We start from the raw sequence: 25,137 nt of genomic DNA on the forward strand, positions 1-25,137 counted from the left end.
ATCAGAACCTCCCTTCAAGTTCAATATTTTTCATTTTCTGGTCAAGTACATCCCGCAACCCATCGCCGAAGTAGTTGAATGCAAGAACAGTTATCATTATAAAAAGCCCCGGGAAAAGCATCAGCCAGGGAGCAGTTGTGAAATATGTACGGCCTGCATTCAGCATTGCACCCCATTCCGGTGTTGACGGCTGCACCCCAAGCCCAAGGAAACTTAAACCGGCCGCTGCCAAAATTACATTCCCGATTCCAAGCGATGCCATAATCAAAACCGGAGAGATAATGTTTGGAAGAACATGCTTTATCATCACATAAGTGTTTGAAGCACCAACCCACCTGGATGCTTGAACGTAGCCTTTTGTCTTTACATCAAGTGTTGAACCGCGTGCAACTCTTGCAAACACAGTCCATTCGACAACAATTAAAGCAAGCATCATGTTTTCCATCCCCTGTCCCAGAAACGCAGTAATTGCAAGTGCCAGAAACATCGACGGAAAAGCAAGGAAACTATCCGTCAGCCTCATGATAATCTCATCCAGCCACCCGCCGTAATACCCTGACAGAACGCCAAATGTCATTCCTATTGCAAGCGAAACGCTGACAACCACAAACCCGACGAAAAGGGATGTCCGTGCACCGTACATCACCATTGTCAGGATATCGCGGCCAAGGTTATCGGTTCCGAACAGGTGGTCAGAAGACGGAGGCTGAAGACGGTTTTGCAGATCCTTTTCCATGTAATCATAAGGAGCTAAAACACCGGCAAACATGGCCATGAAAATAAGCCCACCAAGAATCATCAGGGAGATAATGATCTGCCGATTTTTAAGAAGTTTTATCATAACGTATCTCCGGGTTTGCCCAAACATAGACAAGATCTACAAAGAAATTGGTCAGAAGGAAAATAACTGCAACAAAGAGCACCGAACCCTGTACCATCATATAATCGTGGGAAAGAATTGAATTCACCACAAGATTTCCAATACCTGACCATCCGAAAATTGTCTCAACAACAACCGAGCCGTTTAAGAGAAAACCAATCGACAGACCAACCACGGTAATAACCGGAACAAGTGCATTTTTCAATGCGTGTCTGATAACAACGATTTTTTCAGAAAGCCCTTTTCCGCGTGCGGTCTGAATATACTCTTTTCCCATGACATCCAGCATGCTTGAACGGATCATCCGCATCATTACAGCCGCTGACCCTGTCCCAAGAACAGCCGCCGGCAGAATCATGTAGCTGATGTCTGTCCCGTGTCCGAATCCGGATGCTGGGAGCCAGTGGATGATTACCGAGAAGAGAATTATCATCAGATAGGCCTGCCAAAAGTTCGGTATGGACACTCCGAGAAGAGCACCAAAGCGACAGGCGTCGTCAACAATGGTGTTATGTTTCAGAGCTGAGACTACGCCGAGAGGGACAGCGATAACAAGAGCAATTGCAAGCGCGAGAACGGAAAGTTTCAGCGTATTTTTGAATGCGGTCAGAACAGTATCAAATACCGGCTGTTCACTCATGTACGAGTAGCCAAAATCTCCGACAGCTGCGCCTTTGAGCCAGTTCAGATACTGGATGTAAAACGGCTGGTCAAGCCCGTGGGCTACACGGAAAGCTTCAACAGCTGCTTCATCATATCCACCAGAGGGACTCGTCATCATAATCTCTGCTGGGTCTCCCGGCGCGATGTAGATGAGTGAAAAACTCATGAATGAGGTAAATATGAGGACCGGGATGAGATACAGAGCCCGGCGGATGAAATACTCATTTAGCATTTCAGTGCCTCTGGAAAACTTCCACTCTTTCTTGCAGAGATGAGATCCAGAAGTTCCAGGTATGATGCCGAGTATGATGCTGCATATTCTTTTGGATCACATTTCAGCAAAAATGAACAATATCTATCATCTGCAATTTTGTATTCCATTTTAAATTCCTCAACATTTTATTCCAGTAGCGAGATATGGAACAGATAAATAGTCATAACCTTCCGGATCACATCTTTTCATATACTCTGCATACTCAGGAAGATATTTCCAGGAGACCTCCGAAAACCCGTTATTTTCCATGATAGCTGTAATCATTTCAGGTGAGTTGCTGTCATAAAGCGGAAGATACTCAATTAATTCATCGTGATTTCGTTCTTCCGGATTGTAATTCCTGTTTGAAACGTATCCTGGCTGGAACCATTGACCGTCAATTGCAAGAATCCTGCCCTCTGGTACCAGAACGCGGCAGCATTCACTAAAGAATTTGTCATGGTCTGTGAGCGTCCAGAGAAGGTGCATGTTTACGATAATGTCAAACGTATTGTTTTCAAAAGGCAGGTTTTCTCCATCACCTTCAACAAACTTAATTGACAAATTACGGTTCTTTGCCCCTTCTCTTGCACGTGCAAGCATCTCTTCCGAGATATCAAGAGCAGTGACATTGTGTCCCATGTCAGCAAAAACAAATGCCTGGATGCCAGGCCCTGTTCCGATATCAAGGACATTGAGTTTTTTACCAGCTGGCAGCTTATCTAAAAAGAGGTTTTGCATCAGGAGAATCTCTTCGTCAAGGTGGTCACGATACATTTTCCGGTAATTTGGACTGATCTTATTCCAGTGTGCTGTAATTTTGTCTTTCATTTTTAATCCCTCAGGCAAGTTCCATTTCCTTTGTAATGAACGTGTATTCATTTGGATAAATTTCAAAACCTTTGAGATTGGGGGAGAGCCCGTCAATTTCGTTCTTGTATGCGATACAGACCAATACCGCATCATTCTGGACCTGTTCCTGAATCATTTCGTAGAGTTCTGCACGTTTTTCTTTGTCTGTCTCAGCCCTTGCTTCAAGAATCCACTTATCAACCTGAGGATTAGAATAGCGTAACCATGTTGATGCATAGGTTCCGTTTGAAAGGAAGTGGCTAGAAACGAAATAGTCAGGGTCTCCTACAGGTGCGACACCCCAGGAATAGAGTGCAAGGTCATAATTTCCGGCTACCGCGTCAGCGCTAATTGAACTTGTTTCGGCAATTTTTATTGTAGTGGTAATGCCGATTTTTTCAAACTGGGCGGCAATTACTTCTGCCATTGGCTGGTGTGCTGCCTGTTTTGTATAGGTCTGAATTTCAATTGCGAACGGCTTACCGTTGTAATAGAGTCTACCATCACTTCCCTGCGTGATTCCTGCCTCAGCAAAGAGTTTCAAAGCTTTTTCAGGGTTATAATCGTAGGCTTCAATCTTGTCGTTCGCACTCCATGGCATGATGTCAGGGAATATTCCGATTGCTGGAGAGCCGGCAACGCCTTCGAGGGCTGTATCGACAATCTCCTGGCGGTTAATTACATAATTGAGTGCCTGGCGAACCCTTACATCATCGAATGGTGCTTTTCCTTCGTTAATGTACATGAAATAGGTTCTAAGCGTTTCTCGGGATACGATATTAATATCAGGATCAGCTTCAAGAGTTGTGTACTCGCTTTGCAGGACATCTCTTGTAATGTCAACATCGCCTGATTTGAGCAGAAGAGTTCTTGCAGCGGCATCTTTGCTGTACTGAATAATTATCCTGTCAATTTTTGGCTCTCCACCCCAGTAATCAGGATTCTTTACCAGTTCTATACTGGCACCAGGCTCAAATGAGACAAACTTGTATGGTCCTGTTCCGACTGGCTCTTTGTCGAGATCACTGGTAGGACTTACAATGGACATAATGGTGTCTGTGAACATGAGAATCGCTGGCGCGTATGTTTCATTTGTTTCCACAACGATTGTATAGTCATCGGTTTTGTAGACGCCTTTGATAAAAGAGTATTCTGCAGAACGGCTGTTTGATGAGTTAAGAACTCTGTTGATGGAATAAATTACGGCGTCAGCATTCATTTTTGTTCCGTCATGGAAGGTTACATTCTTGCGGAGCTGAATTTCCCATGATGTATCATTTAGCTGTTTATAGCCTGTTGCAAGTTCAGGCTGTAGACTCATATTTTCGTCGTAAGAGAAGAGCGTCTCATAGATTCCGGTTCTTCGCATAGGCCAGCCTTCCCATGAAATGGAAGGATCAAGGCTTCCTCCTGTATCAGGGCCAGTCGTGAGAGCTACGCGAAGAACTTTTTCTTCAGAACCCTCTGTCTGAACACAACCCGAACAGATGACGATTGCAATAAAAAAAACTGCAGTACAGACAAATGATAACTTCACCTTAAACGCCACGTCAATACCTCTTCCAGTCAAAAAATTGTAATTATCCGGCTGGGTAATACAGCATATCGTAACTATCCAGCCCGGATAAAACAACATCAATCTCCATTATTCACTTCACTGATTTTTCCGGGATGAAAAAACCCTTGAAAATATCCGTTTCCAAACATCATCCTGTTATTTCAGAGATTGTTCACGGCATGTTGTTGCCTTAAAAGGAGAGACCCACCAGAACTTTGCTGCGGAAGCTTTGAAGCTTTTATCCTTTGCTGATCTCTCCTCCGGGGGCATATCTTTCTACAAATAACATCAAACCTACTGCCTGTAAACGGTAGCTTTTCCTTACTTCCTCCTGAAAATTTATGCAAATCCTATGTCCTTGGTGATGATTGTGTACTCATTTGGATACATCACAAAGCCTTCAACATTCGAGGACAGAGCATAAATTTCGTTGGCATAGAAGACTGGCAATACTGGTGCATCTTCCTGAATCTGTTCCTGGACCTTATCATATAGTTCGGCCCGTTTCTCTGTGTCAGATTCGTTTCTTGCTTCGAGAATCCATTCGTCTACCTGAGGATTTGAATATCGGAGCCAGCCTGATGCATAGCTTCCGGTAGAGAGGAAATGGGTTGAGAGGAAATAATCGGGATCTCCGATCGGGGCCGTGTTCCATGCACTGAGTGATAAATCATATGTTCCTGCAAGAGCGCTTTCTTTAAGTGCAGCACTTTCCAGAATTGTGACCTTTGAGGTGATGCCAATTTTTTCCAGTTCTGAGGCAATTACTTCCGCACTCGGCTGAAGAGCTGCACGTTTTGTGTAGGTCTGGATTTCAACGGTGAAGGGCTTCCCGTTGTAGTAGAGTTTGCCGTCCTGCCCTTTTGTGATTCCTGCTTCTTCGAAGAGTTCCAGAGCTTTTTCAGGGTTATATTCGTAGGATTTAATCTGGTCGTTTGCGTTCCAGGGCATGGTATTTGTGAATACTCCCGTTGCCGGGATACCGGAGACTCCTTCAAGTGCTGTATCCACGATTTCCTGACGGTTGATCGCATAAGAGAGGCCCTGGCGGACCCTGGTGTCATTGAATGGTGCTTTGCCGCCATTTACATAAAGGAAGTACGTACGCAGAGTTTCTTTGGAAGTGACGTTTATATCAGGATTATTCTTAAGTGCTGAATACTCGCTCTGTAGTGGGTCTCTGGCAATGTCTACATCGCCTGATTTTATCAGCATGGTCCTGGCTGTGCTGTCTTTATTATACTGAATGAGCACACGGTCAACTTTTGCTTCCCCACCCCAGTAATCAGGATTCTTTTCGAGTTCAAGGCTTGTACTCGGTTCGAAGGACACAAACTTGAAGGGTCCAGTTCCAACTGGCTCTTTGTCAAGATCACTGGCTTTAGGACTTACAATGGACATGATAGGGTCTACAAGGGATGAAATTAGTGGAGCGCAAGTGCCATTGGTTTCAATAACAATGGTGTAATCCCCGGTTTTTTGTACATCTTTGATGAAGGAATACTCTGATGATCTGCTGTTTGATGGGTCAAGTACTCTGTTCAGTGAAAAGAGAACCGCATCCGCATCCATTTTTGTCCCGTCATGGAAGGTTACATTCTTGCGGAGCTGAATCTCCCATTCTGTATTGTTTAACTGTTTATAGCCTGTTGCGAGTTTAGGCATGAGATTCATGTCTGCGTCATAGTAGAACAGGGTTTCATATATGCCTGCCTGATGGACATACCACCCTGTCCAGCCATTGGCAGGGTCAAGACTGCCGCCGGTATCGGGGCCTTCGTTAAAAACTACACGAAGGACTTTTTCTTTAGACGCCTCTTTAGTCTCATCAACACATCCTGCACAGAGCAGCGCTACAATCAGAATTACGGCAATGGCAGGGATGGAGAGTTTTATTTTTGAAATGTTGAGTTTCACCATTAACACACCAATATGCATAAATATTTAATAGATATTAACACTATTTTTAACTAAGTTATATATAATGTATATTTAAATTGTGTGATTTTATTTTATAGTTATGCAGAAAATTTGATAAAATTTTTAGTTTTTTGAAATAGAAACGGTCCAGTAAACCGTATCGGTGATTTTGTTCAGAATTTCCTATTTCAAATGTCACTGAAAGCCCGGATATTTTGCCTTTTCTCGCCCAATACTCTTTATATTTTCTGAAGAATCAATTTCCTTGACACGGTGTCCCGACACGATGTTCCATCTCAGAAGAACTAATCCCATTGTACCGGTTCCGCATCAACATCCAGAACATCTATAGGTCTTTTAGGCAAGATTTTTAGGCAGTTTGATGGAAAAAGCTTCTTTCCAGAACTCTCTTTCACCCTCGATCTTCATTCCATGGTTTACGTAAACAGTCATAATTCCAGGTTCCTTCATCCCAGTAATTTCTGATCTCTTTTTTAAGGTGGCATCCGCCATTTAAACCACCTGTGTTCATTCCTACTATTTAGAATCCCATACATAATCGGGATATAAATTAGTAGTTAAATATATTATTTAGATTATGAAATAAAGAGTATAGTTAATAATTTATTGTTAATTATGATGATTTAAATGCACAATCTTTATAAAGAGTAATATCAATTAGTGTTTTATTATTACTATGCAGATGTAATTTTATTAAAAAAGATACCAAAATCACGGACTGTCATCAGCTTTCAGAATATCAACTATCGTTACGCACTTTATGACAAAGTCACTTTATGACGAGGTTCAGCAGTTATTCAGGATGAGATGCCGTTAATCCCAATCAATTCTGTTACAAACTTTTTCGCTCTGAATAACATGTTGTTCTGATAGAGACAGTTTAATGCCAATTTTATTTGAGGGATAGAAAATGAATGAAATATTAGAAATGAAAGATAAAATCTTAGAATACTGGGACTACAGGAGTTCTGATTATCACACAGAATATGCCAAATGTATGGATGAGGAAATGGAAATTTGGAAATCTGTTTTTTCTGAAATTCTGCTAACGGACAAAAAAATCCGTGCAGTAGAAGTTGGAACAGGTACTGGGCTTCTTGCAATATCTCTTGCCACAATGGGACATGATGTAACCGGTGTTGATTTGTCAGAAAATATGCTTGAAAAAGCAGCAGAAAATGCAAAAGAAAAAGGTGTAGATGTTTCGTTAGTACAGGGAGATGCAGAAGAAATTCCTCTAAATGACGGAGAGTATGATTTCGTTTTGAGCAAGTATCTTCTCTGGACTCTGCCTCAACCGGATAAGTTTATGAGTGAGTGTTGCCGGCTTTTAAAAGACGGTGGCCTTATGATGATAGTTGATGGTTTGTGGTTCCAGAACCCTGATGGGACAGAGAAGAAAAGCAGTCGTTATGAAAAGTTTAATGAATTGTATTCTGGTGTTAAGCCGAATCTGCCCCTTGCAAAAAACAATACACCTGAGAGGATAACTGCCCTTGCACAATCTCATGGGTTTGAGGCCGTTTCATGGAGATTTTTGAAAGATTATGATGCGTTTTTGGAACGGAATGATCCGTCTGGTCATGAAGCAGGTTATATCCAGCCTCCACATATGGTTCTTGCAAAGAAAAGAAGCCAGACTTGATTAATCTTTTTTATTCTTCGTAGTTTTGTGTACTCAAGTTGTGGACTTAAGGCCTTAAATATCTACAGAGAGCTTTATCACTCACCCTGTTTAATCTGAAGATTGTCATCCGCACGAAACCACGAAGACCCGAATCTCAATTTCCAGGAAAGTAAACAAAAAATTTACTGTAAGTTATACTTTAGCTATTCTTTTATATACCCAGGCAATTGTCTAATTTATCGAGATAATATATCAAAAGAATTACATGCATCCAGGAAGGGATTACCATTAATGCAACTGTTTTTATCTGTTTCTGCGATGTGACATCGGTTACAATGACGCAGGAACTCCTCCAAAAAACGTCGCTTTCGCATCAGGCTTTATTCTCGGGCTTTGTATGGGTGCTGGAGGAATAGGAGCCGCGGTTATCGAATGGACTGCTGATCTGATTGGGTCGCTTTCTGATACAATGTTTCTGTTGATTATTCCGACGATATTGTGCCTTATTCTTGCATTGTTAGTCCGACATCCAGCAGGAAATTAAAAACCCACAGTTCAATATCTAAAAGAACACAAAAATTATGTATATATAAATCAGGCCCTAATTAATTATACATGAGAGTGGGGAAATACTTTTTATGGATCATTACAGTGCTTATTGGGCTTGCATTACTTTTTTCAGCTTATATGTCTCCAAATCCAGAAAGCATTGCTCAGGCAAATCTGTCCGGCAGCGAAAAGAATCCAGTCGGGTCAAATTAAGTAATCTCTGTGGAAATTCCAGCTGCATCTCCATCGGGTATTCTGGCTTCTGGAAATGTTGAAGCAGGAAGTATTGAAGCAGGAAAGATCGAAGCCGGTAAGGATCTTGAGCTAACTATTTATGAGCAGGGGATTGCCCTTGTGAAAGAAAGGCGAGAAATCAACCTCGATAATGGGGTCAATCAGGTTAAATACACGGATATTACTTCCAGAATTGATCCCGGCTCTGTTATAATCAAAGATCCTGAAAATAAGGACACTGTTTTACTTGAGCAAAACTATGAATACGATCTTTTAAGCAGTTCGAACCTGCTTGAGAAATACCTTGGCAGAGAAGTTAATGTAACTAACAGAAACGGCGAAACGTACACCGGTATACTGTTGAGCCATACAGGAAATAGCGTTGTCCTTGAGACTAAAGCAAAAAAAGTTGTGGTACTTGAGGCTTTTTCAAAAATCGAGCTTGCAGATTCATCAGGACTTTCGATAAAGCCTGCACTGATATGGCAGATTTATTCTCCTGTATCTGGAACCCGTAAACTTATGATTTCCTACCTGACGAGCGGTATAAGCTGGAAAGCGGCTTATGTCCTGATGAGTAATGCGGAGAATACCGAAGCTGACCTTCGAGGATGAGTTAATATTGTGACAATAGGGCAGGAATGACCTTTGAAAACGCAGTATTGAAACTCGTTTCAGGTCAGATAAACCGTGTTTCTCAGCCCGCGACTCTGCGTACTGAAGAAAAAGCCGTGGCTGGTGAAGCGGCATCGCAGACGCCCTTTTCCGAAGAAGCTCTTTTTGAATATCATCTTTATACCCTCGAAAACCCGGCAACTCTGAAAAATAACCAGGCAAAGCAGATTTCTTTGATGTCTGCCGATTCCGTGCCTATCGAAAAAAAGCTAATCTACGACAGTTCTCGAAACGAGATCAACAGTATTTTTCACCAATTCCAAAGTGTATAGTTTTCAAAAAACTAATGATTTCAGCATCTAAAAGAAGTTTTTTCCGATATTTCATACAAAAAACCATGTGGTATTTTATTCTATAGACACAATGGTTTGCATGTCTGAGTTTCATTTACAGTACAAATGTAGCTAAAAATATAAGGTAGTTATTTAACAATGGTTCTCGGGGAAGTTTTCCATCCCCGCAGCAAGCTAGCGGGGTGTTCGAATGAAAATAAAGAAAAAGAGGAATAAGGGAAAAAAGGTAAAATAAGGAAAAATGAGTAAAAAAAGATGCCATTAAGGAAAATATCTGCAAACCCATATTTAAGCAAGATCAGATTTACAAGAAGATAAAATTTGCAGAAACGCTGGCGGAGAGGGCGTCTGAGTTGACGGCCGCCGGCAGATTCCTCATAAATTTATACTGAGGAAAATAATCTATTCTAAAGTAAAGAAGTGGAAAAGAGGTTTGCAAGACCGGGTACAGAAGATTTCTGTAGCCTGTCTCTATTTCTCGTTTATCCTTCGAGTACGATTTCAATATTGATATCTTTAGGAACCTGGATTCTCATGAGCTGGCGAAGTGCCCTTTCATCGGCTGCGATATCGATGAGACGCTTGTGTACACGCATCTCCCAGTGGTCCCAGGTTGCAGTTCCATCTCCGCTCGGGCTTTTTCTTGTGGGAACTACAAGCTTCTTTGTGGGAAGCGGAACAGGCCCTGAAATGTTAACTCCTGTTCTTTCAGCAATGGATTTTACCTGATTGCAGACTCCGTCCAGATCTTTGGGACTGATGCCTGACAATCTTATTCTAGCTTTCTGCATACCTTTTTTCTCCTTAAAAAATGAAAAAGGAGAGTGTTACTTCTGTTTAACACTCATACACATGCCGGCGGCAATTGTCATACCCATATCACGGATAGCGAACCTGCCGAGCTGTGGAATTTCTTTTACTGGCTCGATAACCATCGGCTTTGTTGGTTTGATGGTAACGACTGCTGCATCTCCGGCCTTAAGGAAGGTCGGGTTTTCTTCCTTTACCTGCCCGGTCTTCGGGTCCAGCTTCTTGTTAAGCTCGATCAGCTGGCATGCGATCTGGGAAGTGTGGGCGTGGAAAACAGGAGTGTATCCGGCAGTGATTGCGGATGGGTGCTGCAGAACGACAATCTGTCCTACAAACGTATCAGCTACTTTTGGTGGGTTGTCAGTATGGCCACAAACGTCTCCTCTGCGGACATCGGCCTTGCCGATACCACGAACGTTCCAGCCAATGTTGTCTCCTGGAAGGGCCTGTGGAATTTCTTCATGGTGCATCTCAATGGACTTAACTTCACCGGATGCTCCGCCTGGCATGAAGACTACCTTGTCGCCCTTCTTCATGGTACCGGTTTCGACTCTGCCTACAGGCACGGTTCCGATACCGGAAATTGTGTATGCATCTTCCACAGGGATCCTGAGAGGAAGGGTGGATGGTTTTTCTGGCACTTTGAGGTTGTTAAGAGCTTCCATCATAGTTACTCCCTTATACCAGGGGGTCTTTTCACTGTGATTTACAACATTGTCGCCGTAGAATGCAGAGGTTGGGACAAATGGAATATCACTTGGCTTGAACCCGATCATCTTAAGGATACCGGAGACCTGCTCGACAACTTCCTTGTATCTCTTCTCGCTGTATTCAACTGCATCCATCTTGTTGACTGCAACAATAAGCTGGTTGATACCAAGAGTTCTGGAAAGGAAAATGTGTTCCTTAGTCTGGGCCATTACACCGTCAGGAGCTGCAACAACAAGGACAGCGGCGTCAGCCTGGGAAGCACCTGTGATCATGTTCTTTACGAAGTCACGGTGGCCTGGACAGTCTACTACTGTGAAGTAGAACTTATCTGTGTCAAATCTCTTGTGAGCGATGTCAATTGTGATACCTCTTTCACGCTCTTCCTTAAGAGAGTCCATAACCCATGCGAAGGCGAAGGATTCCTTGCCCTTCTGCTTTGCTTCTTCCTTATACTTCTCGATAACGTGTGCAGGTACAGCTCCTGCTTCGTACATTAAGCGTCCTACAAATGTTGATTTTCCGTGGTCAATGTGACCAATCACTGCTAAGTTCATGTGCGGTTTATCAGATGCCATATTATAATCTCCTGTAATTATGGATGAGTTTCATTCGTATATCAAATATTTACTATATTAAGATTAGGGCGGATCTCAATATTGGCTCATCTTTTCTATATTCTTTTATCCGATCAATATTGTCAGTTTTCCTTTTTTGGATACCTTCGTGAACCGCCACTTTATATATTTCCAGTAGTCTGGACTGCTTTTCCCAATATAGGCATACCTTATTTTAAAGTTTTCCGATTGGCCGTATTCCCGAACCGATAGGGATGCTCTTCCCTTCCAGATCGGTCCGGGTGCTCTTGTCTATCCTGTCTGAGGATAGGTAATATTAAGGAAAAGCGGAAGAGATTCCGCTTACATTGAAAGGAAGTCAGAAGCCTTGGGCAATTCTTTCTTCAAGCCCTTCCTTTCTCTAATCTGGCCTACAATGTCATTCTGAATGCTGGTAGGCACAATATCAAAGCCTCCGAATTCGGTGCTCCACATAGCACGTCCTTCAGTTGCAGACCTGATCTCACCTGCAAATCCAAACATCTCAGCTACAGGCACTCTGGCCTCAATAATTGCCAGGTCTCCTTCCGTACTCATGTTAAGGATAATTCCACGGCGGCCCTGAAGTTCCTTTGTTGCACCACCCATTAAAAGCTGGGGCACCTGAACAAAAACCTTCTGATAAGGTTCGAGCAGAGTGTCATCTGCCATAAGCATGCCTGCCTGAATTGCCTGCCTTGAAGCTGGAATAACCTGAGCCGGACCTCTGTGAATTGCGTCTTCGTGAAGCTTTGCATCTACAAGCACACATTTCACGTTTGCTACAGGTTCCCTTGTGAGCGGACCTGCACGCATGACTTCCTCAAACCCATCAAGTATGAGTTCCATTGTCTCGTTCAGGTACTGGATACCTTTGGTCATATCAATGAAGATATTGGAATTGAAGATCCCGACAATGCCTTTTGCTTCTTCTTTATTCATTCCGAGATCGATGAGTTTCTGCCTGCGTTCAAGCTCGGGCAGATTCATATGGATATCGCCGGCTTTGATAGCACTGACAATCTCAAGATCAAGGGGTTCCACATAGATATAGAACCTGTTATGCCTGTTTGGAGACTTTCCTTCTACAGGTTCGATCTTCTTCTTAATGGTTTCCCTATAAACGACAATTGGCTTGCTTGTGGTAATTTCCACATTCTTGTCCCTTTCGATCCTGTGGGCAATAACCTCAAGGTGAAGTTCTCCCATACCTGCCATCAGGTGTTCCCCGGTTTCCTCATCAAGAGTGATCTGAAGAGTCGGGTCTTCCTTTGCAACCTGTCTGAGTACTTCGATTAATTTGGGCAGGTCTTTGGTATGCTTTGCTTCTACCGCCACAGTCACTACAGGTTCACTCACGTGCCTGATGCTTTCGAAAGGCTCCATGCCCTCAAGGGTCGTTACTGTGGACCCTACGATTGCATCTTTTAAACCGGTAACTGCAGCAATGTTTCCTGCAGGAATCTTGTCCACTTCAAGCCTTTCCGGACCCATGAAGATACTGACCTGCTGAACTCTGCTTTTCTTTGCAGTTCCTGAGGTAAAGACCTCCATACCACGGCTGAAAGAACCGCTGAATAGCCTTCCTGTTGCAACTTCACCTGCGTGTGGGTCAACTGAAATGTCAGTTACCATGAAGGCAAGGTCTCCGTCTGCATTTGCATGGGTCATTGAAGTTCCGATTTCAGAGTTCTCGTCTCCATGCCAGATTACCTTTACTCTGTCCTTCTGGGCTTCAAGAGGATTTGGCAGGAAGTGAATAACCATATCAAGAACAGCTTCGTGCAGAGGACACTTTTCTGCCAGGGACTTCATGTCTCCAGCCTTACAGTAATCATATACATCCCTAAAAGAGACCCCTGTTTTCTTCATCATGGGCACACTGATTGCCCAGTTATAAAGAGCTGACCCAAAAGCAACAGTTCCGGCTGCAGCATCGACTCTCCAACCTTCCTTGTATTTTTCAGGGTTCATGTTCTTGATGAGCTTGTTCACGTGATCAATGACTTTTCCAAGACGGATCTGCATTTCCTGGGAATCAACCTGGAGCTCGTTGATTAGCCTGTCGACCTTGTTAACGAAAAGTACAGGTCTGACATGTTCCCTGAGTGCCTGCCTCAGCACAGTTTCGGTCTGGGGCATTGTACCTTCAACTGCGTCCACGACAACAACAGCTCCGTCCACAGCTCTCATGGCACGAGTGACGTCCCCACCAAAGTCAACGTGTCCTGGGGTATCGATCAGGTTAATCAGGTAGTCTTCATTATCAAAATTGTGAACCATGGAAACGTTAGAGGAATCGATAGTGATACCTCTTTCCTGTTCCTCTTCGTCGGAATCCATGAATAACTGTCTGCCTGCAAGTTCCTTCGAAATCATGCCGGCACCGGCTAATAGGTTGTCCGATAATGTAGTTTTTCCGTGGTCGATGTGCGCAACGATCCCGATATTTCTGATCTTTGTCGGTTCACTCATGAGCGTAGTTACGCGCTCGACCATCTTCTTCCTTCGTCCCATGCTAATACCTTTTAAACAAATGTAATCTAGATTTAAATTTCTTATATCGAGGCAACCCGCATAAGCAATTAACGTGCTGCCTTTGCTACTCTTTCCTTTGCATCCTTCCTGTTGATAGCGAAGGACTTCGTGTCACGGTTTGCAGCGCCTATTAATTCGGTTGCCAGACATTCCGCAACCGAGCGTTTGGATTTGAAGGATGCGTTGTTGGTTCCCATACTGATATAGCGCAGAGCTGTGTCCACACGTCTCTGGGGTGCGGTGTCTACTGCTTTTGGCACGGAGATTCCGCCGTACTTCAGCCTTACTACTTCTTCCCTGGGGCCTGCATTAGCAATAGCATCCACAAGCACTTGGATAGGGTTCTGCTTAGTTTTCTTGTTCACGATGTCGAAAGCTTCTTCAACGGCGCGGAGAGTCTTCTGCTTCTTTCCTGTGTTTACCTCGGTCCTCATCAGGTTATTTGCCAGACGTTCCACAATCGAAATATCTGATTTGTTAAATTGCTGCCTGGCATGTTTTCCACTGCTATGAGGAACAATAACAGGAGTGAGACTGACATAGCGCTTAATTCCTAGGTCTCGGACTTCAACTTCAGCCGGGTCCCATTTGCCGAATATCTTCAAGAAAATCATCTCCTGGGTTTTTCCAATCTGCCAATGACCATCTGGTTCAGGGACACATTGTTTACGGCAGTTACTTTGAAGCGTACACCCGGAATATCACCCATAGCACCACCCATACGGCCTCCGATCCTTTCCACGGTCACTTCATCGTGTTCATCAATGAAATTCACTGCGCCGTCTCCTGGACAGAAAGCAGTTACCTGACGCCCGTTTTTAATGAGCTGGATTCTTACGCACTTTCGGATAGCTGAGTTTGGCTGCTTTGCTTCAACTCCTACCTTTTCTAACACAATACCTCGACCCTGCGGTGCACCGCCTAGCGGATCGGCTTTCACGTTCAGTCCAAGAACTCGCCTGCCGTAGGATGTATCTTTCCAGCGGGCATTTTTCCTAGTCTGTTTGAGAATATTAGCTGCATATTTTCCTTTAGCCATTGTTAATTTCTCCAAATTAAAAATTGATCTCAGTTTTCTAGAGGCATACAGGATGCCAGATTGTCCTTCAACGCCGGATTAATGGATCAATGTAAATTAAGTTAGATTACTGCAGGATCACATCTTCTATATTATGATGGCGACGGGCAAGCATCTTTACTTTTTCTATATTTTTCCCATTGCGGCCTATGGCAAGCCCCTTCTCTTTATTGGGTACCTCTACATAAGCTAATCGCTTGCCATTTTTGGTTATAATGTTTACCGAACTCACGGACACAGGTCCGAAGGCGTTCTTCAGGAAGGTGACAGGTTCATCTGAATATTCCACAAGTTCTATTGGTTTGTCCAGAGCCTTTTTAACACGGTTTATATTCTCCCCATTTCTGCCTATAGCAAGTCCCATATCACCCTGTTTTACGACATATACGAGCCTTTCCTCTTCAGGGATACAGTCGAGGATTTTAGCTCTTGTCATATTTTCAAATAACGCAATGTACTGGATGCTTTCTGCAGTAAGTCTTATTTCACCCAAGACGTTGCCAACTCCTTCTATTAAACTGTAGCAGCCAGAATATCGGATTCTCCTACATCGAGGATTGCCATGGCTGCAATCGTAAAGGGCTTACCACATATGGGCCCGAGTTCCACACTTGTACCTTCGTATTCCAGGACAGGGACATTTGTTGCCTGAACTTTCGTTTTAATTTCTTCGGGGCAGTTTGATGCCAGGACCACCATTTTTGCAGAACCATCTTTAGCTGCATCCACGGTCCGTTTGGCTCCAACTATTACATTTCCTGTTTTCACAGCCTTGATAAGAGATTTATCAACATTGATCTTCATTTTCATCAACTCTGTCTCAAATGAGCTCGTCTACTCTATCTCTTTCCTAATAAAGATTTTCCAAGCTCGGTGAATATATGGTACTCTAAATACCTGATGCCTTATATTTATTTTCTGGTTATGAGCCTAGCAGACTCGAGTTTCTGCATCAGGATTTTCCAAGTTTCGTAAAGGTAATATATACCTGATCTGAAGTGGTCTTCTATCAGGCTACGAATTTAAATAATTATAGGTTGAGTTTCAAGTTTTTTGCCCTGAAACCTTTCACTCTTCTGCTGCTTCTGCAGCTTTTACTGCTTCTGCTGCTTCTGCAGCTTTTACTGCTTCTTCGATTTCCTCTCTTCTTCTGGTTATAAGATGCACGTCTCCCGTACCCATACGGATAGGCTGGCCAACGATAATATTTTCCGTGACCCCCTGGAGCTGATCCACATCCCCACGCATCCCTGCATCCAGCAGATGATTTACCGTAACTTCGAAAGCTGCACGGGCAAAGACACTTGCCTTTTCACCTGAAATTCCATGCCTTCCGATCTGTTTTACTTCCCCATCACAGGTCATGAGATCGGCCACGAGCATAATATGCCGGATATCCACAGTAAGACCCTGTTCGCGCAGGGTGTCTGTCGCTTCTTTAATAATCGCATTCCTTGCAGCTTCGACTCCAAGCACTTCATAAATTTCGTTAATATTATTTGTACTTGTTCTTGTCTTGTCCACACCATCGAACTGAAGCACTTCACGCAGGGCCGAACCTTCGGTATATAGTGTGTATTCTTCTCCTTCCTTGCGGACTACCACACGTTTGATTCCTTCTATCCCTTTAAGGGTGACATTGTGGATACTTTTTGCAAGCTGGAGAAGCTCCCTGTAAGAAGGCTCTCCCGGAGCAATGATAATCTGGTTATCTATATCCGGGGAAATGGTAACCATTACGTTCAATTCTTCATTGAACTTTTCTTTTACCTGATCTATAGTAATATTCCTGCCTTCCATCGCCTTCTCATGCAGGTCAATTATCAATTTCATCTGGGAAAGATCAGTGGTCACATCAGCGATATGGTCAATTTTCGTTGCTTCAATCTCCCAGGCAAGAGCTCTTGTCTTTTCCCTGTCGTAAGCATAATCTTCAGGATTCTCTTTAGAAAGGGCAATTGTCATCATAGGAGTACTCGGAATTTTTCGAGCATCCACAATTTCTATAAGACGGGGCAGACCGAGAGTAACGTTAATCTCGGCCACACCAGCGTAGTGGAAGGTACGCATTGTCATCTGGGTACCCGGCTCCCCTATGGACTGAGCTGCAACCACACCGGCAGCGTCACAGGGCTCAATGCATGAGGTATGATACTCTTCCATTACCTGTTCTACAATCTCTTCCATTTCCTTCTTACTTACTCCGGCTTTGATGACATCCTCTCTTAGAGTATTAAGGATATTCGAAGGGAGGGGCAGATCCTTTATCATACTATCGATTGTACTTTCACTGATACTCATCAGGCCACCTCCCGGTTTACTACGGAATTGACAATTCTGTGGATTGTATCGGGTTTGCTGAAATCGCTTTTTGTGGGGTTAATCCCATCTTCTCCATACTTAAACTGCACGAGCACACCTCTGGTATCCCTGACTGTAAGGTCATACTGGACCTCCAAGTCCTGGAGCGCATTGACAAGCCTTCTCTGCAGGTACCCTGATTGTGATGTCCTGACTGCAGTGTCCACAAGACCTTCCCTACCACCAATTGCATGGAAGAAATATTCAGTCGGGTTAAGCCCGCTTTTGTAGCTTGCCTTTACGAAACCATGGGCGTCCGAACCAAGATCCCCCTTCTGGAAATGAGGTAATGTCCTGCCTGCATACCCTCTGCGGATACGTTCACCACGCACTGCCTGCTGACCAACACAGGCCGCCATCTGAGTAAGGTTCAGGATGGAACCTCTTGCCCCTGAACGGGCCATAATAACTGCCGGGTTTTCAAGTCCCATATGGCTGTCTGCTATGTTACCGGTCTCGTCTCTGGCCTTTCCGAGCTTCTGCATGATGCTCATTTCAATTGTCTCATCAAGGGTCCTTCCAGGAAGAGGTTCAAGTTCCTTATTCTGGTAAGACTTGATGAGGTTCTGCACAGCATCTTCAGCTTTGCCGAGGACTTCATTGATCTGGATCCTGGCTTCTTTCGGAATATCTTCATCAGCGATTCCGAAACTCAAGCCTGTCCGCATAATAGCCCTAACTGCAAGCATGGTCATATTATCTATGAAACGAGCTCCGGCTTCAGGGCCTATTTCCTTGATAATGCGGTCCTGAATCTTTCCTTTGAAAGCTCCAATGGCTGCCTCGTCTATCGTTCCTTTAATGAGTTCTCCGTCCCGGATTACCACATAGGCATCGTTCGGACACTCCTCTTTCTTGCAGACGTCACAGTGTGAGCAGACCTGGGCTGCAAACTGTGTATTAAGGTTTTTAGGCAGGATCTGGCTGAAGATCTGTTTTCCTGTCCAGTAGGGCTTTCCATCTGGATCGTAACCTGCAGGGGAAGGCAACTCTCGGATATCGCTCTTCCGGAGCATATCGTAAGCATCATTTTTAGGGATATGATTCTCAAAACGTGTCAGCAGGAAAAGCCCTGAAATGTGGTCATGAATCCCGCCTATAATAGGACCGCCAAAACGCGGGGAAAGAATGTTCTCCTGAACCTGCATCAGGATCTTTGCCTCAGCCCTGGACTCTTCGGTCTGAAGGGCGTGCATGTTCATCTCGTCCCCATCAAAGTCAGCGTTATATGGAGGACATACAGCAGGATTCAGCCTGAAAGTCTTATTCGGAAGCACCTTCACAGAATGAGCCATAATACTCATCTTGTGCAGAGACGGCTGCCTGTTAAAGAGTACAATGTCTCCATCTTTTAACTGGCGTTCAACTGTCCATCCGAACTCCAGCTTTTCGGCAAGGTCGTCTTTGTTTACACTTGTAACTTTTATACGCCTGCCGTCAGGGCGGAGTACATAGTTTGCTCCTGGGTGTATATCCTCCCCATTACGCACGTAAATTTTGAGCTGTTCTATATTCCTTTGTGTTACCACCAGGGGCATTGTAAGGATCCGTGCAATGGGCATAGGAACCCCTACCTCATTAATGCTCAGGTTTGGGTCAGGAGAAATTACTGTACGTGCCGAGAAGTTAACACGTTTACCCGATAAGCTTCCTCTGAAACGACCTTCCTTACCTTTTAAACGCTGGGAAAGAGTCTTTAAGGGCCTGCCTGACCTGTGCCTTGCAGGAGGTATCCCTGAGACAGAATTGTCAAAAAAGGTTGTAACGTGATACTGAAGAAGTTCCCAGAGGTCCTCAATAATGAGCTGAGGGGCGCCAGCTTCCCTGTTTTCCTGGAAGCGCTGGTTAATTCTGATAATATCTACGAGTTTATGGGTCAGGTCATCTTCACTGCGCTGCCCGGATTCAAGGGTAATCGAAGGACGAACTGTAACAGGAGGTACAGGCAGGACTGTAAGGATCATCCATTCAGGCCTTGCATTCTTCGGGTCCATCCCGATAACCCGGATATCTTCATCAGGGATATTCTCAAAACGGTCCCTTATCTCGGTAGGGGTCAGCTTCTCCCCGTTTTCGAGATATTCAGTGGGTTTTTCGAATTTAATTTCCAGCTGTTCCTCATTGCAGTAAGGGCAGGTCTTTACTTTACTGGCCTCCTTATAAGCCTCGTTAATCAGGTCATCAGGCATATGTCCGATTTCCTCAATGCCGACAAGCTGGTCCAGATAATGCTGTTTCTGTGCAGGGTCAAGCAGGAGCCTGCTGCATTTCCTGCAGGTTGCCCTGAGAAGTTTTCGGATTACTTTATTGAAGCCAACATGGACTACCGGGGCGACAAGTTCGATATGTCCGAAGTGTCCGGGGCATTCGCCTGCTCGCCCTGAACAGGTTTTGCAGCGAAGCCCAGGGTCAATAACTCCGAGTCTTGTGTCCATAAGCCCCATGTCAATTGGAAATCCGTCATCGTCGTAAGTGTCGGCTGTGATGATCGGGGTTGAACTCATTTTACGGATCTCTTTTGGAGACAGTAAGCCGAATTTAATAGAAGAAATTCTTTTCGGAATTGGAGGTACATTTGCCATATCTGTCTCACCTCATACCGCGTCTTCAAGTTTAAGCCTGGGCGCAACTCCCAGAGATTTGATTTCGTCCAGCAGCAGCTTGAATGCATAGCTCATCTCCACAGGATATATATCCGTGTCAGCCCCACAGGTTGAGCAGAAAGCGACATTTCGCTGCTTGTCATACGTTGCAATCATTCCACAGTGAGAGCAGACAAGTTCAACAACCTTATCTGACTCGTCGAGCAGCCTCTCTTTTAGCGACATGGCAGCCCCGTGGCCTACCAGCACATCACGTTCCATTTCTCCGAATCTGAGACCACCTTCTCTGGCTCGACCTTCGGTTGGCTGGCGGGTAAGCACCTGTACAGGCCCACGAGACCGTGCGTGCATCTTCGAAGTGACCATGTGGTGCAGTTTCTGGTAGAGAATAACCCCAACAAAGACATCTGCAGGGATCATCTTGCCGGTAGCTCCGTCGTAGAAAACCTCTTTTCCGGTGTGAGCAAACCCGTGCTTTTTCAGGGCTTCTCTGAGGTCTTCTTCTTTCTCTCCTGAGAAAGCTGTTGCATCAACTCGTCTGCCTTCCATGGAACCTACCTTTCCACCAATCATTTCCAGGACGTGGCCTACAGTCATACGGGAAGGAATTGCATGTGGGTTAATCATCAGGTCAGGAGTCATGCCGGATTCCGTAAACGGCATATCTGCAATAGGGACTTTCAGGCCAATAACTCCTTTTTGCCCGTGCCTTGAAGCGAATTTGTCCCCTATGTCAGGAATCCTTTCGTCTCTTACCTTTACTTTAGCAAGCCTGGTTCCGTTAATGGATTCGGTCAGGATGACCGTGTCAACAATTCCGGTTTCATTTGACCGCATTGTGATCGAGCTTTCTCTTCTCTGCTCCATTGCAATCCCGAAGTCTGACGGTTCTTCAAGGAACCTTGGTGGACTGGTTTTTCCGATAAGTACATCATTGGGACCAACCGGGGTTTCGGGATTTACAAGCCCGTCTGTATCCAGGTTTGCATAGGCTTCTGCACTGCGCGCTCCGCGGTATTCGGAGTCAGGAATCTCAAACTTGTCTTCCTGTCCACCCGGATACCTTCGTTCTTCTCCTTCGAAAGTTCTGAGAAAGTGACTTCTCCCGAGACCTCTTTCAATTGAACCCCTATTGAAAATCAGGGCGTCTTCAATGTTATACCCTTCATAGGACAGGATTGCGACCACGAAGTTTTGGCCTGCAGGTCTATCATCAAAACCTATTGCTTCCGAGGTCCTAGTTCTGGTCATTGCTCTCTGAGGGTAGTGAAGGACATGGGCCCGGGTATCAGGTCTGAGCTTCTGGTTTGCGGTTGCAACCCCAATACACTGTTTTATCATGGCTGCACCCATGGTATTACGCGGAGATGCATTATGTTCAGGATAAGGCACCATTCCCGTAGAGATTCCAAGAATAAGTTCAGGATCAATCTCCATGTGAGTGTGCTTTGGAGTAAGATCAGCCTCGTAAAGTGCGATGTAGGCATTTTCCTCTTCTTCGGCATCGAGATACTCTATACAGCCTTCTTTTACCAGTTCATCAAAATTGATTTCCTTATTTTTAATTTTCTCTATGTGCTCTTCAGTTACCTTAGGAACTCCGTTCTCCACAACTATAAGTGGCCTTCTTGCTCTGCCCATATCGGAGTTTATAATTACTTCTCTTGTGTTGCTGTTAAGAGCGACATTAACCTGCCTGGATATGAAACCCTGCCGCCTCATCTTTCTGAGCTCGTCTACAAGCTCCGTAGGGTTATCGTGGGTCCCGACAAGCTCCCCGTTTATGAATACTTTTGCTTTAGTCATCTGACATCGACCCCTTAATCACCGAACATTGATCCGCCATCATCCGAATCTGAGTAATCGTAAAACTCATCATCTTTGTATTTGCTTTCGCCTTCCGAAGGCTCTTCATATTCTTCAACAATCTCTTCTCCGAACTCATCAAGTAAGGTTTCTTTCATTTTGGCCGGGAGTTCCGGTACCTTTACAACCGCACGCTCAACATTCAGGTCGTGGAGAATTTTCTTTATCCCGTCGATGTCTTCTATACCTGTTGAAAGTTCGACCATCTCGGCAAAGTTTTTCACCAGACTACAGTTTGGACCTTCAGGAGTTTCCGAAGGACAGAGCCTTCCCCACTGGGTTGCATGCAGGTCTCGAGCCTCAAAGTGAGGCTGGGCTCGTGAAAGGGGCGAAATTACCCGGCGCAGGTGGGAAAGCGTGGAAATATAGTCATTTCTGTCAAGGAGCTGAGACACACCTGTTCTTCCTCCAACCCAGTTTCCGGTTGCCAGCGGATGCTGCAGCCGGTCAGTCAACACATCGGCTCTAACTATTGTTGCGACATTCAACTCCCTGTTTCTCATGTTTGCGCGTTCGAGCTGGTATTTTATGTCTCTTGCAAGCCTGTTGAAAGATACCCTGAAGAGGTCTTCCATCAGGTCTCCAGCTAGTTTCAGCCTTTTGTTCGCATAGTGGTCTTTATCGTCTTCCGAACGCTTTCCAAGGGCCAGCTCGAAACAGGACTCAGCCATTCTTGCCAGGAAGTGAGCCTTGGAAAGCCTGTCTTTCATGTCGTTTCCAAGATGGGGGAACAGGTACCTGTCAATAACATAGTTTGCTCTTTTTATCTGGTATTCCTTGGCCTGACCTGCAGCGACCCGGGCCCCGATTTTCTCGATTGCTTCTTCCTGGGTTTCAACTTCGGCTTCTTCGAGGTTTTCCAGCATGAATTTGATAATTTCGGGATCACTTGAAACTGCATTTACGATATCTTCATCAGTTACAATTCCAAGAGCTCTCATCAAAGTAATGAAGTATACTCTTCCGGAGATAGAAGGAAAAGAAACCTCGAGCAAGGATTTTCTTCCTCTTTCTACGATTACAAGGGCTCTGTATCCGCGCTTCTGTGAGAAAACCTTTGCAACCTCTATAGTATCGCCATACCTCTCCCCATACTCTACGAGAATCTTGTTAGGGGCGAGGTCTTCCAGGGTCATAACCACCCTTTCGGTACCGCCAATAATGAAATATCCCCCAGGGTCAAGGGGATCTTCACCATAGCGGACTTTTTCGGATTCACTAAGTCCTGGAAGGTTACAGATCTTGGATTTGACCATGATAGGAAGCTGTCCTATTTTTGCTTCCATTACTTCAGACTCAACTCCTTCTTTTACCACGCTCATTTCGAGGTAGAGAGGACCTGAGTATGAAAGGTTTCTGAGCCTTGCCTCGTTGGGATAAAGTTTTTCGATTGCCCCGTCGGCTTCCTTTACCACAGGATGTTCTACCCTGATTTTTCCAAGTTTAAGGTAGGTATCCTCGATATCGGTTTCTATTGTTCTCTGTTCATCTATGATTTTTTGCAGCCCGTAATCTATAAACTTGTTAAACGAGTCTATATGGTGCTGCACTATCTTGTCCCGTGTAAAATAAGCCTGCGACAGTATACTTGTTTCTAACGCGATGATAGCACCCTCTTTGCTTTATTAAAATGAAAATCAAGAGATTCTGATCCTTGGATCGGTGTGCAACTGTTGAGTTTTGCCATACGATGGTGCATGGGATTCAAAAAGGCATTCCGTAAAGAAAATTTGATCATACAAGCGGTTTACTCCCCTCCGCTTAATCGATCACAAGTCTATAGTAATCTGCCTCCCCTGCAGTTTGACTTTTTCTTGTGATTTTCACTACGTCTCCGACAACAGCACCTATTTCTTTACAAACAGGATCGTTCACTTTGATTTTCGGAAGTTGCTCCTTTTCAATAGAATACTTGCTTAAAACAGACTTTAACTCGCCTTCAGGCATGATTTCATGTTTAGGGACCGACTCATGGTCGAGCAGGCTGAATTTTGTCAAATCCTTTCCTCCAAAAATAAAGTATTCAAAAAATTTGTCAGACCGATTTTTCCCGTGGATGGCCTTTCCACCGGGTATAATAAAGAACATGGCGGGCCCGTAGGGATTTGAACCCTAGGCCGTCTGGTTAAAAGCCAGACGCTCTGCCTGACTGAGCTACGGGCCCATTTGCGTATATAATTCCACTTTACTTTTTTGCACCTGGATATTTTTTCATGCTACCACTGCTGCCCCGCTGCTTCAGGGAGCACCTATCACACCAGTGCAACCCTCTAATTCCAGCTATTCTATAAATAGTTTATGGTGAAGAGATATTTTCTTTCACAATTCCTGTATATTTAAGCTAAAATTATTTTTTTTGTGGTGAATTTCAACCAAATTTTTTCCAGTTTTGCTGGAAAAATATATGTACGAGAATTTTCAATTTTTAAAAAGTAAGGCCAAGAATTCAATTTATTTCTCTTATTTACGGGTAACTTGAGACATTTGCCCCGATTCTTAATAATGTCTCGATTTCCCGATAGTCACCCTCTCCAAAAATAAAGTACTAATATCAAAGTCAAATCCGAATTCCTGAAATTTAAAATTTCTAAATTTAAACATTTTATATTTAAACGTTTTTAAAGAATGTATCCAGATATATCCTAAACTCCAATGTTCCTATATTTTATAAGTCCATCCCAAAACTAATTTTATCCTCAAATTAGTAAAATTTCAAAATTATTTTCGTGATCAGAAAATCTATTACTTATTGTAGATCTGGGATTCAGAAAAATCATTTTGAGTTTTGGGATCAGCTCTATAACAATATCCTAAACTCCAATGTTCCATATTTTATAACAAATACTATTTTTATAATATAAATAAAATGAAGAGCAAATCCAATTTTAGGATGGATTCATCCAGAGTCCATCCTGTAATAAATCTTTAAAATCCTTTACTTAGATGCTTCCTTTGCTTAGATGCTTTATTGTCATGCACATAGCTTGCCATGCACATAGCACGCATGCATTATGGATTTTCCTTAAATAGTAAATAGGGTCCTTCCAAATCA

The 25,137-nt window shown here is 44.0% G+C and carries 23 protein-coding genes, 1 tRNA gene and 1 pseudogene; 4 read left to right on the forward strand and 21 right to left on the reverse strand.

Annotated elements, in window-relative coordinates:
- Nucleotide 1: 1 nt before the first annotated feature.
- The 7 genes from nikC to A9239_RS19245 form a co-directional block, all read right to left on the reverse strand.
- Nucleotides 2-841 carry a nickel transporter permease gene (gene nikC / locus A9239_RS01655; protein WP_052712702.1) on the reverse strand — a complete coding sequence of 280 codons (840 nt, stop codon included), beginning with the start codon at nucleotides 839-841 and terminating at the stop codon, nucleotides 2-4.
- Nucleotides 825-1,775, reverse strand: coding sequence for an ABC transporter permease (locus A9239_RS01660; protein WP_048119359.1), 951 nt, complete (start codon nucleotides 1,773-1,775; stop codon nucleotides 825-827). Before A9239_RS01660 ends, nikC begins: the two co-directional genes overlap by 17 nt.
- Nucleotides 1,769-1,924 (reverse strand): hypothetical protein, encoded by a 156-nt coding sequence (locus A9239_RS19240; RefSeq protein ID WP_155400455.1) that lies wholly within the window; start codon nucleotides 1,922-1,924, stop codon nucleotides 1,769-1,771. Before A9239_RS19240 ends, A9239_RS01660 begins: the two co-directional genes overlap by 7 nt.
- Before the next feature lie 10 nt (nucleotides 1,925-1,934).
- Nucleotides 1,935-2,627, reverse strand: a complete 693-nt coding sequence (locus tag A9239_RS01665) for a class I SAM-dependent methyltransferase (protein ID WP_048156821.1) — start codon at nucleotides 2,625-2,627, stop codon at nucleotides 1,935-1,937.
- Between the two features lie 10 nt (nucleotides 2,628-2,637).
- Complete coding sequence (locus A9239_RS01670) at nucleotides 2,638-4,197, reverse strand: ABC transporter substrate-binding protein (RefSeq protein WP_048123124.1); 1,560 nt, start codon at nucleotides 4,195-4,197, stop codon at nucleotides 2,638-2,640.
- Nucleotides 4,198-4,545: 348 nt separating this feature from the next.
- Nucleotides 4,546-6,126 (reverse strand): ABC transporter substrate-binding protein, encoded by a 1,581-nt coding sequence (locus A9239_RS01675; RefSeq protein WP_048119361.1) that lies wholly within the window; start codon nucleotides 6,124-6,126, stop codon nucleotides 4,546-4,548.
- A 357-nt stretch (nucleotides 6,127-6,483) separates the two neighbouring features.
- Nucleotides 6,484-6,639, reverse strand: coding sequence for a hypothetical protein (locus A9239_RS19245; RefSeq protein ID WP_155396485.1), 156 nt, complete (start codon nucleotides 6,637-6,639; stop codon nucleotides 6,484-6,486).
- Nucleotides 6,640-7,057: 418 nt separating this feature from the next.
- Between A9239_RS19245 and A9239_RS01680 the strand changes: the two genes are divergently transcribed.
- From A9239_RS01680 to A9239_RS01690, 4 genes are all read left to right on the forward strand, one after another.
- Complete coding sequence (locus tag A9239_RS01680) at nucleotides 7,058-7,792, forward strand: class I SAM-dependent methyltransferase (protein WP_048119364.1); 735 nt, start codon at nucleotides 7,058-7,060, stop codon at nucleotides 7,790-7,792.
- A gap of 379 nt (nucleotides 7,793-8,171) precedes the next feature.
- Complete coding sequence (locus tag A9239_RS19250) at nucleotides 8,172-8,318, forward strand: hypothetical protein (protein WP_155400454.1); 147 nt, start codon at nucleotides 8,172-8,174, stop codon at nucleotides 8,316-8,318.
- A gap of 227 nt (nucleotides 8,319-8,545) precedes the next feature.
- Entirely contained in the window at nucleotides 8,546-9,172 is a 627-nt protein-coding gene (locus A9239_RS01685) for a hypothetical protein (RefSeq protein ID WP_052712701.1), read from the forward strand.
- 26 nt (nucleotides 9,173-9,198) lie between these two features.
- Complete coding sequence (locus A9239_RS01690) at nucleotides 9,199-9,504, forward strand: hypothetical protein (protein ID WP_052712700.1); 306 nt, start codon at nucleotides 9,199-9,201, stop codon at nucleotides 9,502-9,504.
- Here A9239_RS01690 and A9239_RS17915 read toward each other — a convergent pair.
- From A9239_RS17915 to A9239_RS01755, 14 genes and pseudogenes are all read right to left on the reverse strand, one after another.
- Nucleotides 9,473-9,619 (reverse strand): annotated as a pseudogene (locus tag A9239_RS17915) (transposase); the annotation flags it as partial. The gene A9239_RS01690 and the pseudogene A9239_RS17915 overlap by 32 nt on opposite strands.
- 388 nt (nucleotides 9,620-10,007) lie before the next feature.
- Nucleotides 10,008-10,316 (reverse strand): 30S ribosomal protein S10, encoded by a 309-nt coding sequence (gene rpsJ, locus A9239_RS01695; protein WP_011021276.1) that lies wholly within the window; start codon nucleotides 10,314-10,316, stop codon nucleotides 10,008-10,010.
- A 36-nt stretch (nucleotides 10,317-10,352) separates the two neighbouring features.
- Nucleotides 10,353-11,621, reverse strand: coding sequence for a translation elongation factor EF-1 subunit alpha (gene tuf, locus A9239_RS01700; RefSeq protein ID WP_048119370.1), 1,269 nt, complete (start codon nucleotides 11,619-11,621; stop codon nucleotides 10,353-10,355).
- Between the two features lie 342 nt (nucleotides 11,622-11,963).
- The gene (locus A9239_RS01705; protein WP_048119372.1) at nucleotides 11,964-14,156 is read right to left on the reverse strand and encodes an elongation factor EF-2; all 2,193 of its coding nucleotides are present in this window, start codon (nucleotides 14,154-14,156) and stop codon (nucleotides 11,964-11,966) included.
- Between the two features lie 68 nt (nucleotides 14,157-14,224).
- Nucleotides 14,225-14,791, reverse strand: a complete 567-nt coding sequence (locus A9239_RS01710; RefSeq protein ID WP_048119376.1) for a 30S ribosomal protein S7 — start codon at nucleotides 14,789-14,791, stop codon at nucleotides 14,225-14,227.
- Nucleotides 14,788-15,216 (reverse strand): 30S ribosomal protein S12, encoded by a 429-nt coding sequence (locus A9239_RS01715; protein ID WP_048119378.1) that lies wholly within the window; start codon nucleotides 15,214-15,216, stop codon nucleotides 14,788-14,790. The genes A9239_RS01710 and A9239_RS01715 overlap by 4 nt, the downstream gene beginning before the upstream one ends.
- A 106-nt stretch (nucleotides 15,217-15,322) precedes the next feature.
- Nucleotides 15,323-15,748: a NusA-like transcription termination signal-binding factor gene (locus A9239_RS01720; protein WP_048119381.1), complete on the reverse strand. Its 426-nt coding sequence runs from the start codon at nucleotides 15,746-15,748 to the stop codon at nucleotides 15,323-15,325.
- Between the two features lie 20 nt (nucleotides 15,749-15,768).
- On the reverse strand, nucleotides 15,769-16,065 hold the full coding sequence (locus tag A9239_RS01725) for a 50S ribosomal protein L30e (RefSeq protein ID WP_080941517.1): 297 nt from the start codon (nucleotides 16,063-16,065) through the stop codon (nucleotides 15,769-15,771).
- 258 nt (nucleotides 16,066-16,323) lie between these two features.
- Nucleotides 16,324-17,556: a DNA-directed RNA polymerase subunit A'' gene (gene rpoA2 / locus A9239_RS01730; protein WP_048154847.1), complete on the reverse strand. Its 1,233-nt coding sequence runs from the start codon at nucleotides 17,554-17,556 to the stop codon at nucleotides 16,324-16,326.
- Nucleotides 17,556-20,198 (reverse strand): DNA-directed RNA polymerase subunit A', encoded by a 2,643-nt coding sequence (locus tag A9239_RS01735; RefSeq protein WP_048154844.1) that lies wholly within the window; start codon nucleotides 20,196-20,198, stop codon nucleotides 17,556-17,558. The genes rpoA2 and A9239_RS01735 overlap by 1 nt, the downstream gene beginning before the upstream one ends.
- Before the next feature lie 12 nt (nucleotides 20,199-20,210).
- Nucleotides 20,211-22,025 (reverse strand): DNA-directed RNA polymerase subunit B, encoded by a 1,815-nt coding sequence (rpoB, locus tag A9239_RS01740; protein ID WP_048119393.1) that lies wholly within the window; start codon nucleotides 22,023-22,025, stop codon nucleotides 20,211-20,213.
- Between the two features lie 14 nt (nucleotides 22,026-22,039).
- Nucleotides 22,040-23,635: a DNA-directed RNA polymerase subunit B'' gene (locus tag A9239_RS01745; RefSeq protein WP_048154842.1), complete on the reverse strand. Its 1,596-nt coding sequence runs from the start codon at nucleotides 23,633-23,635 to the stop codon at nucleotides 22,040-22,042.
- A 211-nt stretch (nucleotides 23,636-23,846) separates the two neighbouring features.
- On the reverse strand, nucleotides 23,847-24,083 hold the full coding sequence (locus A9239_RS01750) for a DNA-directed RNA polymerase subunit H (RefSeq protein WP_048123125.1): 237 nt from the start codon (nucleotides 24,081-24,083) through the stop codon (nucleotides 23,847-23,849).
- Between the two features lie 89 nt (nucleotides 24,084-24,172).
- Nucleotides 24,173-24,249: transfer RNA gene (locus A9239_RS01755), tRNA-Lys, on the reverse strand.
- Between the last annotated feature and the right edge of the window lie 888 nt (nucleotides 24,250-25,137).

It is taken from the genome of Methanosarcina sp. A14, assembly GCF_001729375.1.
GTDB classification, from domain to species: domain Archaea; phylum Halobacteriota; class Methanosarcinia; order Methanosarcinales; family Methanosarcinaceae; genus Methanosarcina; species Methanosarcina barkeri.